A 15,631-nucleotide genomic window follows, 5' to 3' on the forward strand; every position below is an offset into this window, starting at 1 on the left:
AAATATCAAAAGCGTCAATCATCCATTGGATAGTCGCCATGAAAATGATTTAATAGAGACACAGCTCACCAACAATCAATGGTTTATTAATGACAACACAATCTGCTAATCGCGCAACTATTACCCTACCACTCTTAATAGATTATATTGATGTGCTATTACCATCATTAGCAACACAAGTGAAGTCGCCAGACACGAATGAACAAACCACTGCTGATCAAATCACTTTTGATCAAATCAATGATAGCTCTGATTTGCTGTGGGTGGTGCAAGATAAAACTGAGCGTTTAGCCCTACAGCCAACACTGAAAAAATACGCTGATGAAAATGGAAAAATGCATTTATCAACGTTATCAGAACTTACGCAACAGCAATTATCAGAACGTTATGAGCTCGCCTGCTTTTGGCTACCCACTTTATCAGCAGAGCTATTACCACAATATATTCCATTGCTCATGCGCTATCGCGATCTTTATGCCGCGCATCTACTGATTGCACTTGATAGCTCCATAGACCTAAAAGCTTATGGCTTTACGCCATTTGATATTTTAGACGAACCGTCTGTGAAAGTAACTGGCAGCAGTGCTATAGATGACTCCCTACCAGACTCCTCATTACCAACATTATGGCAATTTAATTTGTACGATTATAAGCAATTACCAAACTGGCTCAATGCAGATTATTGGGCCAATCCTGAAAACTGGGGCAAACATCGTTGGTAAAAATTCGCGTGTTGTTTGAATAGTATGAAAGACCTTATGTAATTTGCAGATTATTTACAGTAATACTACTTACATAAAGTAACATTTAGTATATGATAGATAGTAATTGCCTAAGTTTTATCGTAAGCAGTTTAAAACAACAAATCTAATTAAAATTTTAGGAGCTCGTCATGTCAATCAGTTTTTCTAAGATCGCTGTCCTCGCTGTATTATCAAGCGCCGTTGCCATTACCACAGGTTGTGCAACCAAGCGTGCTACCTCTGAAGTCGTGGTTGCACCACTAGGTATCCCAGGTGGTCAAGCTGGCTACAATGGTGCTGTTATTGTAGACAATTCAAACGCCGTTATTACTGGTGCTGAAAACTTACAAGCGGTTGTTTACTTTGGCTTTGATAGCAGTGAAATCACCTCACAAGCAGCCAGTGTGTTGAACCAACACGCAGGCTTGTTAAGCTCAAACCCAGCCGCTGGTGTCGTGATCGCTGGTCATACCGATGAACGCGGTAGCCGTGAATACAATATCGCCCTTGGTGAGCGCCGTGCCCAAGCAGCACGTGACTATCTTGCTGCTCAAGGTGTTGCTGTAAATAACATTCGTGTCATCAGCTATGGCGAAGAGCGTCCTGCGGCAGCTGGCAATACTGAAGACGCCTATGCACAAAACCGCCGTGCTGAGTTGTCTTACTAAAATCAAGTAAACTGCCAATAATCCATAAAGCTTTATACGCTTTATCAAAGCCCAGTAATATCAATATTGCTGGGCTTTTTGCATTTCAGTCAGTTAAGATAGCGGATATCAAAAAGCACAAAATGAATAATAATGATGCAAAAATTGCAGTTAATAGACGTTAAATATACTCAGCTTGCTCCAATGACATGGTGCGCTACCGCAGAGGTGAGCGAATCTCTCTCTTTACACCTTAGAGAAACAAGGAGTAAATCGGCATGCTTATCCGTTTTTAATATACCAGATATGAATTTGCATCAGCTACATGATGCTAACTGGCAGCATTATACATCGCAAAGTCATTTGTCTGTGCGGGATATCGCTTACAATCAACGTCAGCAACAACGCAAAGGCGTTCGGCTACTGTTAAAAGCATTGCTCAATAAGTTAGCAATCACTGACACCTTAGATGAATCCGACTTCCCGTATCGACTGATGAACAGTAAATATTACGTATGTTTTAGCCATACGGGTGCGGGTTATAAAAACGATAGGCATACAGATAGTGATACAGACTTTCGTCACCCTAGCCATAAATCTTCTAATAATAAAATTGCAGTGGCCATCAGTCGACGTCACGCCGTAGGTATCGATATAGAGACCAATGAGGTTGCACGGAACGTGGCACAGCGCTTTTATCATCCTTATGAAATTGCCGCCTTACAAGCCTTATCAGCAAGCGATCGCAGCACCATGACTAAGCTGTTTTGGCAAATAAAAGAAAGCTTTATCAAGATTCATCAGTATAAATTGGCGCAAGGATTGGGAATGGATTACTCTTATTTACTGCCCAGCTTGGTTGACAAAATGAGTGAGAAATCATCTTTCGTTATCACTGGTGATGATAAGACTGACTATCACATTGCGGTTTTATCGTCGCAGCAAACTGTCGTTATTTTTTAGATAGCCCAGATTATTCACCTACTTGGATAATACTTTACTGATTACCGCTTTAATGCAAACAAAAAAAGACGACCCGAAGGCCGCCTTTTTTACTTACTCTAAATACAGTGCTTAGACTGCGATTAGATTAGAAACGGTAAGTTGCACCAAGTTTAACAATTGGGAACCACTCTAACCAATCTTTATCTTCAAGTTCTTGCTCAGCAAGATTTGCAACTTGGCCAGCATTTAAACCAGAAGGTACATTATTAACACCATTAGAAATGCCTACTAGTTTTTCTGGGTTTTTTGCATTAACAGTCGCATCAGTTTTACCCATGTATGCTGCACCGATTTCGCCGAATACACCCCAGTTGTTGCCGATGTTAGGACGGAAACCAATAGTAGCATAAGGAGCTAGCTTGTTACGGTGTTCCAACGTACCTTGTAGAGTACCTACATCATCTGCACTATACTTAACATCGTTAATTTGGTAATAGCTGTTTTCACCACCACCATTAGCATTAGCAGTTACATCGATATCGTTGTCAGGAACAATAACACCAGCACCCATAGTGAACCAGTTAGCTGCAGGACGGTATTGAACGCCAAGGTACGGGTTGCTGAAGTCTGAATCAACTTCATAATTAACATCATTTGCATCAAAATCACCGCCGAATAGGTCAGCTACATCACCGCCTGCCCAACCAGCTTGTAGTTCAGTTTTTTCGTTCATTGACCAAGCAATGTTCGCACCATAACCTAAAGTACCCACTTCAGCGCTAACAGCGGCTGGGTTAACAGCGGTTTGGAAGAAAGTTTTAGTACCACCAAAAACTGCGCCAGTCGTGTTACGAACTATGCCAGCGTCGGCATTGTATGCATAAGCAGGTTCAGCTTGATAAGCGACAGCAACAGGCTCAGCTTCATAGGCAACTGCAACAGGCTCAGCTTCGTATACAACAGCATCAGCTTCGTCAACAACGATAACAGGTTCAGCAGCTAAAGCCGCAGTTGACGCTAGAATAGCGGCAGAGATTGCAGATAGTTTAATAAATTTCATAATTACTCTCCTAAAGTGTGAAATAACTCGCCCATAAAAAATGATAATTCAGCTTTTTTTAAACCATCATTTTGTTGAGCAGATTAAAACAATTTTGGCTCAAAAAGTCACCCCTATAAACGCGCTTTTTATTTGCCATTATGTAAAGATTGCATAGAAATTGTAATAATTACTACACTAACCAGCAAAACTTCGGCTTCCAGTTACACAACGCTCTCAAAGTAACTTAAGAGCACAGACACGAATACTAAATGGCTTAATGTTCATGTAATGGTATTACAAAATATGTCATTATGATGGACGAGCCATGAAACTAATTCAATAGTAGTTATATGGCTTATTACTACAGTTTGTTGTGATTTGTGAGTTGACGTATCTTTTATTGCTTATCCTGCAGCTTTTGGCCTAAGACCATTTTGAGCAGGAATCATACGACAAGCCTATGTTTAAATAATAATTCAACTAATTATGGTTGATTCCATTTAAAAGAGAGTAAAGGCAACCGAGTGCAGAATTAGCAATCATACTTCAAGTTGGGTAAAGGCTGTCACTCTTTTATAGCGGATTGACTACATAGTGCGACTATTGCTTGTCTGAGACTGATATTATGCTAAATTAGAGAGTTATTCAGTCGTGTCTTAGCTTTACCAGTATTTGACTCATCGATTAAAACGTTTTGACGTTCTCTGCCTTATTATTTTTTATTATTGAGCCATTTTTATGCCTAAAGTATCGTCGATTACCCGTGTGTTAGAGATTATCGAAGCGGTGTCCTATGCCTCCAAACCTCTTTCTCCACTTGAACTGTCGCAAGAGCTAAATATCCCAAAACCCACCATCCATCGACTAATTCAGAACTTGGTTGATGAAGGGTTTGTGACCGTTGATATCGGTGGCGGTATTATACCCGGTAAGCGGGTCCGCAACCTAAGTGTCGAGCTCTGGCAACAGCGCCAGTTTTTTAATGAACGACAGCTGATCTTGCACAAGTTAGTTGATGAGATCAAAGAAACTTGTGGTATTGCTATTCCCTATCACATGGATATGCTCTATACCAACCGCGCTCAAACGTCGCTGCCATTACAGATTTATCTACCAGTGGGCGCAAAATCACCGATGTGGTGTACCGCTACAGGTAAGCTGTACCTGAGTCAATTGTCCACCACCAGTCGCAACAAAATCCTCCAAGGACTGCCGCTAGACAAATTCACCAAAAATACGATCACTGACGTTGATACTCTAAATGCCGAGCTTGATCGTATCGCTGAAACAGGTATTGGTATCGATAATGAAGAGTTTATTTCAGAGATGGTAGCGGTATCGGTGCCTGTGTTGGATAAAAAGTCACGCTATTTGGCTTCTTTATATATTCACGCCCCAACCATCCGCGTGTCATTAGATGAGCTAATGACACACGTGCCGCGTTTGCAGGCAGCGGCGAAGGATATTCAGACGCTGGTATACGAGCTACAAAATTGAAGGTAATAGATAGATGAACTTAGGGTCTGTTGAACATTCAAATATTAGGACTGCTGATTGCTAAAATCGTCCCAAACTAGGCGTAAACCGACGATAATGTCGAGACCTTAGCTAGGTTTACAACAACGTTTGGGGTGATTTTAGCATCAGCCTTTCAGGGCAGGGCTATTTTTATACTTTTCTTAGTCGCACTATCAAGAACAGTCTTTTAATACTTCATTAAACCACAGTATTCAAAACTGCTTAAGAGACTTAATCATTTAGAGCATTAAGATAGTACTGAGCTATCATGGCGCGCCATAATACTAGAAAAGTCCTTATCGCCGTTGTCTACCGTATGTGCTTCATAAAGTTCTGTCGCTTTGGCTCCCATTGGGGTTTCAACTTCCGTATCTTTAGCCGTTTGCATCGCAAGGTTAAGATCTTTTTGCATGAGCTTACTCATAAAGCCGCCTTTATAACCATTGCTAGATGGCACGTTCTCCATTACTTGCGGATAAGGGTTATAGACCTCTAATGTCCAATTGCGACCTGAACTTTGTAGCATAATATCTGATAGCACTTTAGGGTCAAGGCCGTTCTTAACCCCCAAATTAATCGCCTCTGCCGTTCCGGCCATTAGAATGCCTAACAGCATGTTATTGCAGATTTTCGCGACTTGTCCAGCACCGTGGTCGCCAGCATGAAATATATTTTTGCCCATAACAGCGAGTATCGGCTCAGCTTTGGCGAACGCATCGTCGCTACCACCAACGATGAACGTTAAACTACCAGCGATGGCGCCGCCTGTACCGCCAGAGACTGGCGCATCTAAGAAGTCTATACCAAGCTTACTTGCTGCTTCTGCTACCAATCTTGCATCAGCTGCCGCGATGGTACTGCTATCGATGACCAACGTACCCTTGGGCAATTCTGCCAGTAGGCCTTCGGCCCCATTATCTCCATCATTACCTAAATAGACAGAATGGACGTGCTTGCCCGCAGGCAACATGCTAATGACGACTTGTGCATTGTTCGCAGCATCTTTAGGGCTAGCAGCCACACTGGCACCTGCTTTCTGCAAGCGCTGGGTAGCGTCTTCAGACAAATCATAGACAGAGAGCATATAACCTGCCTTTAATAAATTCTCTGCCATCGGTGCGCCCATATTGCCAAGCCCAATAAAGGCTATATTTGGCTTGCCAGTATTATTTGAGTCTTTATTGCTTAAACCTGAATCCTTTGTTCCCATCTCATCGCTCCTTGATGATTGCTTATGCAGACAGTGCTACACATAGTTTTACGTTTTTTAATTTATACCTGATTCTTATAACGAGGTTACAAGCTCTTAGCGCACAAGCTGGCTGCCTAAAGCTTCATCACCCAACCAATCGCCCAAAGGATGCTCGCCTTTAGCATAAGGGTTCACAAAGTGCTGATGTATATATTCCTGCCCTTCGGTACTGAGACAGTCTGCTAATGAACGCGACCATTGTGGATTGCGATCTTTATCAATTAGTAGCGCACGTACGCCTTCTTTAAAGTCAGGATTGGCCGCACAATGTACCGCTACGTTGGCCTCTAAATACAGAACTTGTTCTAGCGATAAGTCCGTGACTTTATGATAAAGCGCGTAGGTCAAAGCGGCGGTAACTGGGCAACCTTGACGATATGTGTCTGCTGCCCACTGCGTCCAGCTGTCTGCTGCAAAGTCTGAGTTTAGCTTTGCTAGCGCTTCGTCACTTTGTAGAAGTGCATCAATATCTCCCAGTCCACCGCTGTTCATCAACTGTTGGATAGGATGCCAATAGGTTGCTAATTTGCTAGCAGGCAATTCGGCAACAGGCTGTGCTGCCAGCGCGCGACTAACGATACTATGAGCGCTATTGTTGTGACATTTATCGGTGCTACCTGCTGCCACTTGCCAATCGCTCTGTTTTAAGCTTTGTATGATGGCATCATAATCACTACTGGCAACGGCATACTCTGCAAGATTAGATAATAAAGCGTCATTGCCGTTACACATCGCACCTGTTAACCCTAAGAACAAACCTGTTTTAGCTGGCATGCGCTGTAAAAACCAACTGCCAGAAGCATCAGGAAACAGTCCAATAGTTACTTCTGGCATAGCAAAGCGGGTGCGCTCAGTGACCAAACGATGACTACAGCCAGCCATCAAACCCATGCCGCCACCCATAATAATGCCGTCACCCCAGAGTATTAATGGCTTTGGATAAAAATGCATCTGCCGATAAAGACGGTATTCATGACCAAAAAACTCTGTCGCATATGGGTTCGGTAGCGGCGCACTGGTAGACATACTGTCATACAGCTTACGGATATCGCCGCCAGCACAAAACGCCTTGTCGCCTGCTCCTTTTAATACCAATGCCACTATCTGATCGTCATTTTGCCACTGCTCTAGCTGCTGGGCTAATAACTGACACATCTCAACACTGAGCGCATTGAGAGATTTGGGCGTGTTTAACGTCATTATTCCAATAAGATGGCCACACTCTGTCGGCTCGGTATCGAACAGTACTGGCGCTTCTTGTGTGATTGTTTCTACGGAATTTTGATTATTAGTATCGTCCGTCGCTGTCGTAGCTGCTGTCATAAAAGTAACCTAAAAATTAAAAGGAAAAATATTAGCGCTAAGTCTGATTTAATTTGGCCTATTTATTTTGCCAAGTGGGTTTACGCTTTTCTAAGAACGCTTGCACGCCTTCGCGCTGATCTTTGGTGTCGAATAACTTAACAAAAGCTTCGCGCTCATGGATAAGGTTTTGTGCAGGCGGGGTATTTCTTGCGGCTTGGATAAGCTGTTTAGAGTAACTGACGGCAACAGGTGATTGCTTAGCAACTTTTTGCGCCAATGCTTGTGCCGCTAATAAACCGCCACCTTTTGCCGTAACTTCTTCGACTAAGCCAATGCGTAATGCGGTCTCGGCATCGACGCGCTCACCACACAATATAATACGCTTCGCCCAGCCTTCGCCAACCAACATAGTGAGGTTTTGGGTACCGCCCGCGCATGGCAATAAGCCCACGCCCGTCTCTGGTAAAGCCATCTGTGCATGCGCTTCTGCGATACGAATATCACAGGCCAGCGCGCACTCAAGTCCACCGCCCATCGCATAACCATTTATAACCGCGATACTGACACCGCGATACGCTGATAGCGCTTCAAACGCTTCACCAAACGCGATTGCCATGCTGATTGCTTGGCCTTTATCACCGTCTGAGAAATTGTTTAAATCCGCACCTGCTGAAAAGAACTTCTCGCCATCGCCATGGATAATTAAGGCGTAAACATCATCATTGGCATTGAGGTCAGTAACCAGCTGCTTTAGCGCTGGTAGACTGTCCATCGTCCACGTATGGGCTGGTGGGTTATTCAGTGTTACGGTAGCAATGTGACCGTCAATTGATAACTTGAGGTTGGTATAATCCGTCATAAATAATCCTTTATTTTATCTGAATTTGGTAAGATTTATTGGTTAAGCGCTAGGTAAAATAGCTATAGAAAACCATAGCGAACTTAAAGTATTGCTATAAAAGTATTGTCATAAAATAGTTGCGTACTTCGATTAACGCAATTGACTCAATGCATCATCCTGCATGAGCTGACGCGAGACAATCACTCGCATGATCTCATTAGTGCCTTCTAAAATCTGATGAACACGCAAGTCTCGTACATGTCGCTCTAGCGGATACTCATTTAGATAACCATAGCCACCATGTAGCTGTAAGGCTTCATTGGCAACATCGAAACAAAGATCAGTGGAAAGACGCTTTGCCATCGCACAATAGGTAGAAGCTTGCCCATCATTGTTATCGACTTTATTAGCCGCTAGATACAGCATTTGTCGCGCGGTAATGGTCTGAGTGAGCATATCCGCAAGCTTAAACTGTACGGACTGTAAGCTGGCAATCGGGCTACCAAACTGGCTACGCTCTTGGACGTAATTTGTCGCTGTCTCTAGCGCTGACTGCGCCGTACCTACCGCACAGATACCAATATTGATACGACCGCCATCTAAGCCTTTCATCGCAATGCGAAAACCTTGGCCTTCCTCGCCGATTAAATTCTCTGCTGGCACCTTGACATCTTTAAAGCTGATGGTACGCGTCGGCTGCGCTTTCCAACCCATTTTATGCTCGTTTTTACCATACTCAATACCATCGCTGTCAGCGTCTACCACAAATGCTGAAACCCCTTTTGGGCCTGCACCGCCTGTACGTGCCATGACCACTAAGACGTCAGTCGAGCCTGCGCCCGAGATAAAGGTTTTTTCGCCATTGAGTACATAATGGTCGCCTTGCTTATCAGCTTTGGTGCGTAATGAGGCAGCATCAGAACCGGCGTTTGGCTCAGTTAAGCAATAGCTTCCAAGCCATTCACCACTGACCATATTGGGTAAATACTTTTTACACAAAGCATCACTACCATACTCACCGATCATCCAGCCCGCCATGTTATGAATGCTCATATAAGCAGCGACTGCCGTATCACCCCATGCCAGCTCTTCAAACACCATCGCAGAGTCTAAGCGCGGTAGCCCTAAGCCATCATATTCTGGATTGGTATATAACCCTAAAAATCCAAGCTCACCTGATTTTTTGATGACATCGATTGGGAAATGTGAGGTACGATCCCACTCAGCCGCGTTCGGCTTTAGCTCTTTTTGGGCAAATTGCCGAGCGGTTTGGCGAAAAGCAATTTGGTCTTCCGTTAATGAGAAATCCATAGGGTCATCCTTGTGCTTGCATAGCAAATATGGTGAAGAAAGTTTAATAAGTCATCAGTTCAATATCGTTATACAGTATAGCAGCGACAAAACGACAATCATAAATCATGCTTTGTCAAAACATACTGAGTAAGATTGTCGCTATGTTGTTGAGATGCTGCCAATATAGTGGATTAACGATTACATTGAAATAGTGGTATTCACGCCGCGGCTTGCCTCATCATCAAACCAACGTGCAGTAACCGTCTTGGTCTGGGTGTAGAATTGTACCGCCTGCTTACCATAAGGACCGAGATCACCAAGTTTACTAGCACGCGAGCCTGAGAATGAGAACATCGGTAGTGGCACAGGAATTGGTAAGTTAATACCGATTTGACCGACTTGCACATCTTGTTGGAATTTATGTGCCGCAGCGCCTGACTGAGTAAAGATCGCCGTACCATTACCATGTGGGTTGGCATTCAATAGCTCAATCGCTTCATCAAGGTCAGCTGCACGCATGATACACAGAACAGGCCCAAAGATTTCTTGCTGATAAATTTGCATATCACTTGTGACATTATCAAAGATAGTCGGTCCTACAAAGTTGCCTTTCTCATAGCCTTCGACAGTAATGCCACGACCATCAAGAATCAAGCTAGCGCCTTCTTCTACACCAGTATCAATCAAATGCTCAACACGGGCTTTTGCGGCAGGAGAAATTAGTGGACCTAAGTCTTTATCATGCTTACCTGCGGATACGACTAAGCCTGTTGCTTTGGCTTTGATATCGTCAATCCATTCACCTGCTGCACCGACTAACACCACGACTGACAATGCCATACAACGTTGACCGGCGGCACCAAAGGCTGCACCCGCTAGCTGATTGAGTGTTTGCTCTTTATTGGCATCAGGTAGGATAACGCCATGGTTTTTGGCACCCATCATGCACTGGGCACGTTTGCCAGATTTACTAGCGCGCTCGTAGACATGCTTGCCGACGTTGGTAGAACCAACAAACGAAACCGCTTTGATATCTGGATGATCACAAATGGCATCAACCGTCGCCTTGCCGCCATGTACGACGTTTAACACACCTTCAGGTACGCCCGCTTCAACGGCAAGCTCAACCAAACGCATGGTCACCATCGGGTCTTGTTCAGAAGGCTTTAGAATGAATGTATTACCTGTAGCAATCGCCATTGGGAACATCCATAGTGGAATCATCGCTGGGAAGTTAAACGGCGTGATACCAGCACAGACGCCAAGTGGCTGCCAAATGCTATAAGTGTCTACGCCTGAGGCGACGTTTTCAACGAAGTCGCCGATTTGCAGATTGGCAATACCTGCGGCATGTTCGACGACTTCTAGACCACGGAATACATCACCGCGAGCGTCAGCGATAGTCTTGCCCTGCTCTGCTGTCAGGATTTCTGCCAGCTCATCCATATGATCGCGTATGAGTGCTTGATACTTTAAAAAGATACGCGCACGCGTGGTGATTGGCGTTTTGCGCCACGTCTGAAAGGCTTTCTGAGCGGCAGCGACGGCTTGATTGATTTCATCATCAGTGGTTTGAGGGACTTTAGCGATAACTTCTTGGGTGGCGGGATCGGTGATATCAATCCATTCGCTGGTATTAGAATCAACAAATTGACCATTGATGAGCTGCTGAACGTGGTGCATAAGATATCCTTATCTTTTTTGCAAGATTACCGTTTGACGGTATCTTCATATCTATAAAGAGAATTAGAAACGATAAGTTTCTACGAATAAAGCTTTATTTTAAAGTGATTTATTTTGTATCATTATTGACTATAACAATAAATCAATTTTAGGGTCAAGTGTTTTATGTGTACTGCTTGTCTCTACATTTAGGCCAAAAAAAGCCCATGATTGTGCATGGGCTTTTTCGGTATCAAAGGTGGCTGGTTTTTTTCAATTGATACGCCATTAGATTAATAATCTTTCATAGACTGTTTAATGGCGTCAATGGCCGTTGGATTGTCAAGCGTTGACATATCTCCGGTAGGCTTATTCTCTGCTAATGCGCGAATAGCACGGCGTAGGATTTTGCCAGAGCGCGTTTTGGGTAATGCTTGCGGGAAATAAATCGCCGCGGGCCTTGCGATACCACCAAGAGATTTTACCACTGCCCCAATCACTTGCTGCTCAATACGGAAGCGGTTTTCGGTCGTCGCTACTTGGTCATGATCTTTTAGCACACAAAAAGCAATGGGCAACTCGCCTTTTAACTGATCCTGAATACCCACGACCGCACACTCAGCCATCTCTGGATGCATGCTAATTGCCTCCTCAATCTCTTGGGTGCCGATACGATGACCCGCGACATTTATCACATCATCGGTACGACCGAGAATATAAAAATAACCTTCTTCATCCGTTACCGCATAGTCTGAGGTGGAATACTGTTGACCATCAAACAGACCGAAATAACTGCTGACAAAGCGCTCATCATTACGCCATACCGTAGTAAGACAACCGGGTGGTAATGGCGCTTTAATCGCTAGCAAACCCTTTTCACCAGCCGCGCAAGGCTCGCCGGTCTCTTCATTGATGACGTGGGCATCATAACCATACATGGGATAACCGGGCGAGCCTTGTTTGTGCGGTTTATGATTAAATTTGGGCGTATTGCTTAAAATCGGCCAGCCAGACTCTGTTTGCCAATAGTGATCTAAAATCGGTACCCCTAAATGCTTGGTCAACCAATTGGCCGTTGACTCATCAAGTGGCTCGCCTGCTAAAAAGAATGACTTGAGGCTAGAGACATCATAGCGTGTCATCCACGTCTCATCTTGCTTTTTCAGCATACGCACACCCGTCGGTGCGGTAAATAGGATATTAACCTTGTTGGCTTCAACAATCCGCCACCAGATACCAGGGTTTGGACGATGCGGCAAGCCTTCATACATCACACTGGTCATGCCAGCGAGCAATGGCGCATAAATGGTATAAGAGTGCCCCACTGCCCAACCGATATCGGATATTGCCCAAAAGGTCTCGCCGGCTTTGCCATCGTAGATATAATCTATCGACGTTGTTAGCGCCACTGCATGACCGCCGGTATCACGCTGCACGCCTTTTGGTGTACCCGTAGTACCAGAAGTATAGAGCAAATACGATGGCGTATTGGATTCTAACCACACTGGCTCGACAATCGCATTGGCTTCACAACTGATACGGCGTTGGGTTGCATAATCGACATCGATAGCTTTTGGCTCATAAGGCAAGATACCTCGATTGACGACCAGCACATGCTCAGGCTTCACAGTGGCTTGTTCAACACCTTGATCGACGAGGTTTTTATAGTTGATAACCTTGCCACCGCGCAATCCTGAATCTACCGTAATGACCATTTTTGCCTCAGCATCGTCCATACGAATCGCTAGGTTGTGCGCGGCAAAGCCACCGAAGACTACAGAATGAACTGCGCCAATACGAGCACATGCTAGCATCGCATAAGCGGCCTCCAAAATCATTGGCATATAGATAATGACACGATCGCCCTTCTCGATACCATGACGCTGTAGCACATCGGCGAAGTAATTCACTTCTTTATACAAATCGTTATAAGTCAGGCGGCGCTTGGTATAGTCGGTATAAAACTCGACGTTATTGCCTAAATCGCTAAAGGCATCGACGACTGCTGGGAATGTTGCTACTAACTCTTGGTTAATCTCAGAGGATAGCCAAATAAAGGCATCTTGCTCTGCACGCTCTGCCAGATGGCGATCGACACAGTTATAGCAAAGGTTGGTCTCACCGCCGACGTACCATTTGGCAAAAGGCAAATTGCTGTCATCGAGGATTTGCTCAGGCTCTTTATGCCAGTAGATACGCTTGGCTTGCTCTGCCCAAAACTGCTCACGGTCGTTAATAGAATCGTGATAAATATCAGCAAAGCTTGGAGTCTGAGTGACTTGAGTTTGGCCATTTTGAGAAGGTTGGGTTGTGGCTTGGTTTTTGATTGGGTCGCTCATAATAGCTGTCCTTAGCGTAAACAAGATATGATGCAATATAATTGTAAATATAGCGGTGATAAATAATATCGTAATAAGGTACTGGTCATCCGTGCCAGAACTGAAAAACCGATACATTATGTATCGGTTTAAAATGTAGCAGAGCTAACAATAAAGGTCAACTATTAAGCGTCTAATCTGTTTGATTATCATCAGCATTCAAATACCTTAACAGCCTATAGCTTTAAAAAAGTGGGCCAGTAACGTTATACCTCGGTCTGATCGGCATACATCTCACGCATGACTTTTTTGTCATGTTTGCCTACAGAAGTTTTGGGCAACTCATCAACGAACTTAAACTGACTGGGCACACCATATTTAGGAATGATACCGCGCTCTACCGCTTTCTCAGCGATGGCTTTGATGTCCTCCACCTTGGTATCTTGGCAATCAGGCTTGAGTACCACCAAGGCCAATGGACGCTCGCCCCACTGCTTATCGCGAACGCCAATAACTGACACATCAGCCACTGCTGGATGCAGAGATAAAATCGTCTCAATCTCAAGCGATGATATCCACTCGCCACCTGATTTGATCACATCTTTTAGACGATCGGTGATTCTAATGTAGCCATCAGGACGGACATAGGCGATATCTTGAGTATGCATGTAGCCGTTTTCCCACAGCTCTTTGCCTGCATCGTCATTTTTCAGATAGCTCTGGGTCAACCACGGTGCGCGCAGTACCAGCTCACCTGTATTTTCTTCACCCGTACCCACCGATTGATTGTTTTCGCCCCATACCTGTGCATCGACCATGACCACTGGCTTGCCCGTCATACAACGGCGAGCAATATCCTCTTCTTCCGTCATTTCTGGTTCGTTGAGGCTAAACTCTGTCAAGCTAATAAGCGGCGCCGTCTCTGACATACCATAGCCCGTATAGACTTCGATATCTTGCGCCAATGCAGACTTTGCTAAACCTTCGGTCAACCTTGAACCACCGATGATCATTTTTAGACCATTAAAACTGGCCCCACGATCTTGTGCTTCTTTGAGTACCATTTGCAAAATCGTCGGCACACAATGGGTGATACTGACTTTTTCGTTAATGATCAAATCCAGCAAGGTATCAGGCGCATAGCGTCCCGGATAGACCTGCTTGAGACCGACCATCGTCGCGGTAAAAGGAAAGCCCCATGCATGTACATGGAACATCGGCGTCATCGGCATATAAACATCGCCGTTACTCACGCCTTGTTTGTTCGGCAACATACCTAGGGTGGCGGCTTCTGCCATACTATGTAGTACTAGCTGACGATGGTTAAAAAACACACCCTTTGGATCGCCTGTGGTGCCCGAAGTATAAAAGGTCGTCGCAATGGTATTTTCATCAAAGTCTTGGAAGTCAAAAGTATCATCAGCGGCTTCTAACAAAGCTTCGTACTCACCCGTTACGCGCTTTTGATTGTCACCAAAGACCCCTTCTACTGTCATGCCATTGTCATCTAGCCAGATGATATGCTCGATACTAGAGTTCTCAAACTGATAATCCTTCACCAGTGCGGCAAACTCAGAGTTCAGCATCAGCACTTTTGGTTTCGCATGATTAATGGTGTACAGCACTTTTTCTGGTGATAAGCGGATATTGACGGTCTGCAAAATATACTGCGACATCGGCACTGCAAAGTAGGACTCTAAATAGCGATGGCTGTCCCAATCCATGACGGCGACCACATCACCAGTAGCGAGATTCAAGTCGGCTAAAACGTTCGCTAAGCGATTGATACGATTAAACAGATCTTTATAAGTAAAGCGTTTTTTATCCGCATAAACGATTTCTTGATCTTGTGAGACGGTTTTGGCACGGTTTAACAATTGCTTGATCAGAAGTGGAAACTCATAAGCAGCTGGTGCGCTGTGGTAAATATTTGACATAAATCTGACGTCCTTGTTGAGTATTTTTGATAATTTTAATAGCTATTAAAGGGTTTGAGGCAAACTAAAATTATTGTTTTAATAAAAGATATGTTCGATAAGCCTGATACTGATAGTAAGAAAAAACC

12 protein-coding genes are annotated in these 15,631 nt (G+C 44.3%); 4 read left to right on the forward strand and 8 right to left on the reverse strand.

Going from position 1 to position 15,631, the window contains the following annotated elements:
• The first annotated feature begins 89 nt into the window (after window positions 1–89).
• The 3 genes from CXF65_RS14060 to CXF65_RS14070 all read left to right on the forward strand — a co-directional run bounded on the left by CXF65_RS14060 (window position 90) and on the right by CXF65_RS14070 (window position 2,353).
• Window positions 90–722, forward strand: a complete 633-nt coding sequence (locus CXF65_RS14060) for a DUF6231 family protein (RefSeq protein WP_025650634.1) — start codon at window positions 90–92, stop codon at window positions 720–722.
• Window positions 723–892: 170 nt separating this feature from the next.
• Complete coding sequence (pal, locus tag CXF65_RS14065; protein WP_025650635.1) at window positions 893–1,411, forward strand: peptidoglycan-associated lipoprotein Pal; 519 nt, start codon at window positions 893–895, stop codon at window positions 1,409–1,411.
• A 132-nt stretch (window positions 1,412–1,543) separates the two neighbouring features.
• Window positions 1,544–2,353 carry a 4'-phosphopantetheinyl transferase family protein gene (locus CXF65_RS14070; protein ID WP_025650636.1) on the forward strand — a complete coding sequence of 270 codons (810 nt, stop codon included), beginning with the start codon at window positions 1,544–1,546 and terminating at the stop codon, window positions 2,351–2,353.
• Window positions 2,354–2,480: 127 nt separating this feature from the next.
• On the opposite strand, the gene CXF65_RS14075 is transcribed toward CXF65_RS14070, so the two are convergent.
• Complete coding sequence (locus CXF65_RS14075) at window positions 2,481–3,395, reverse strand: hypothetical protein (RefSeq protein ID WP_025650649.1); 915 nt, start codon at window positions 3,393–3,395, stop codon at window positions 2,481–2,483.
• A gap of 720 nt (window positions 3,396–4,115) precedes the next feature.
• Here CXF65_RS14075 and CXF65_RS14080 point away from each other — a divergent pair.
• Window positions 4,116–4,874: an IclR family transcriptional regulator gene (locus CXF65_RS14080; RefSeq protein WP_025650650.1), complete on the forward strand. Its 759-nt coding sequence runs from the start codon at window positions 4,116–4,118 to the stop codon at window positions 4,872–4,874.
• A 268-nt stretch (window positions 4,875–5,142) separates the two neighbouring features.
• On the opposite strand, the gene mmsB is transcribed toward CXF65_RS14080, so the two are convergent.
• From mmsB to CXF65_RS14115, 7 genes are all read right to left on the reverse strand, one after another.
• Complete coding sequence (gene mmsB, locus CXF65_RS14085; RefSeq protein WP_025650651.1) at window positions 5,143–6,105, reverse strand: 3-hydroxyisobutyrate dehydrogenase; 963 nt, start codon at window positions 6,103–6,105, stop codon at window positions 5,143–5,145.
• A 96-nt stretch (window positions 6,106–6,201) separates the two neighbouring features.
• Window positions 6,202–7,470 carry an enoyl-CoA hydratase/isomerase family protein gene (locus CXF65_RS14090; protein ID WP_227523283.1) on the reverse strand — a complete coding sequence of 423 codons (1,269 nt, stop codon included), beginning with the start codon at window positions 7,468–7,470 and terminating at the stop codon, window positions 6,202–6,204.
• A gap of 58 nt (window positions 7,471–7,528) precedes the next feature.
• Window positions 7,529–8,311 (reverse strand): enoyl-CoA hydratase, encoded by a 783-nt coding sequence (locus CXF65_RS14095; protein ID WP_025650653.1) that lies wholly within the window; start codon window positions 8,309–8,311, stop codon window positions 7,529–7,531.
• A 132-nt stretch (window positions 8,312–8,443) separates the two neighbouring features.
• Window positions 8,444–9,604: an acyl-CoA dehydrogenase family protein gene (locus CXF65_RS14100; protein ID WP_025650654.1), complete on the reverse strand. Its 1,161-nt coding sequence runs from the start codon at window positions 9,602–9,604 to the stop codon at window positions 8,444–8,446.
• A gap of 180 nt (window positions 9,605–9,784) precedes the next feature.
• Complete coding sequence (locus tag CXF65_RS14105; RefSeq protein ID WP_025650655.1) at window positions 9,785–11,269, reverse strand: CoA-acylating methylmalonate-semialdehyde dehydrogenase; 1,485 nt, start codon at window positions 11,267–11,269, stop codon at window positions 9,785–9,787.
• A 272-nt stretch (window positions 11,270–11,541) separates the two neighbouring features.
• On the reverse strand, window positions 11,542–13,587 hold the full coding sequence (locus CXF65_RS14110; protein WP_101212676.1) for a propionate--CoA ligase: 2,046 nt from the start codon (window positions 13,585–13,587) through the stop codon (window positions 11,542–11,544).
• Between the two features lie 245 nt (window positions 13,588–13,832).
• Entirely contained in the window at window positions 13,833–15,503 is a 1,671-nt protein-coding gene (locus tag CXF65_RS14115; RefSeq protein ID WP_101212678.1) for a fatty acid--CoA ligase, read from the reverse strand.
• Between the last annotated feature and the right edge of the window lie 128 nt (window positions 15,504–15,631).

This window comes from Psychrobacter sp. Sarcosine-3u-12, from assembly GCF_002836005.1.
Taxonomy (GTDB): domain Bacteria; phylum Pseudomonadota; class Gammaproteobacteria; order Pseudomonadales; family Moraxellaceae; genus Psychrobacter; species Psychrobacter okhotskensis.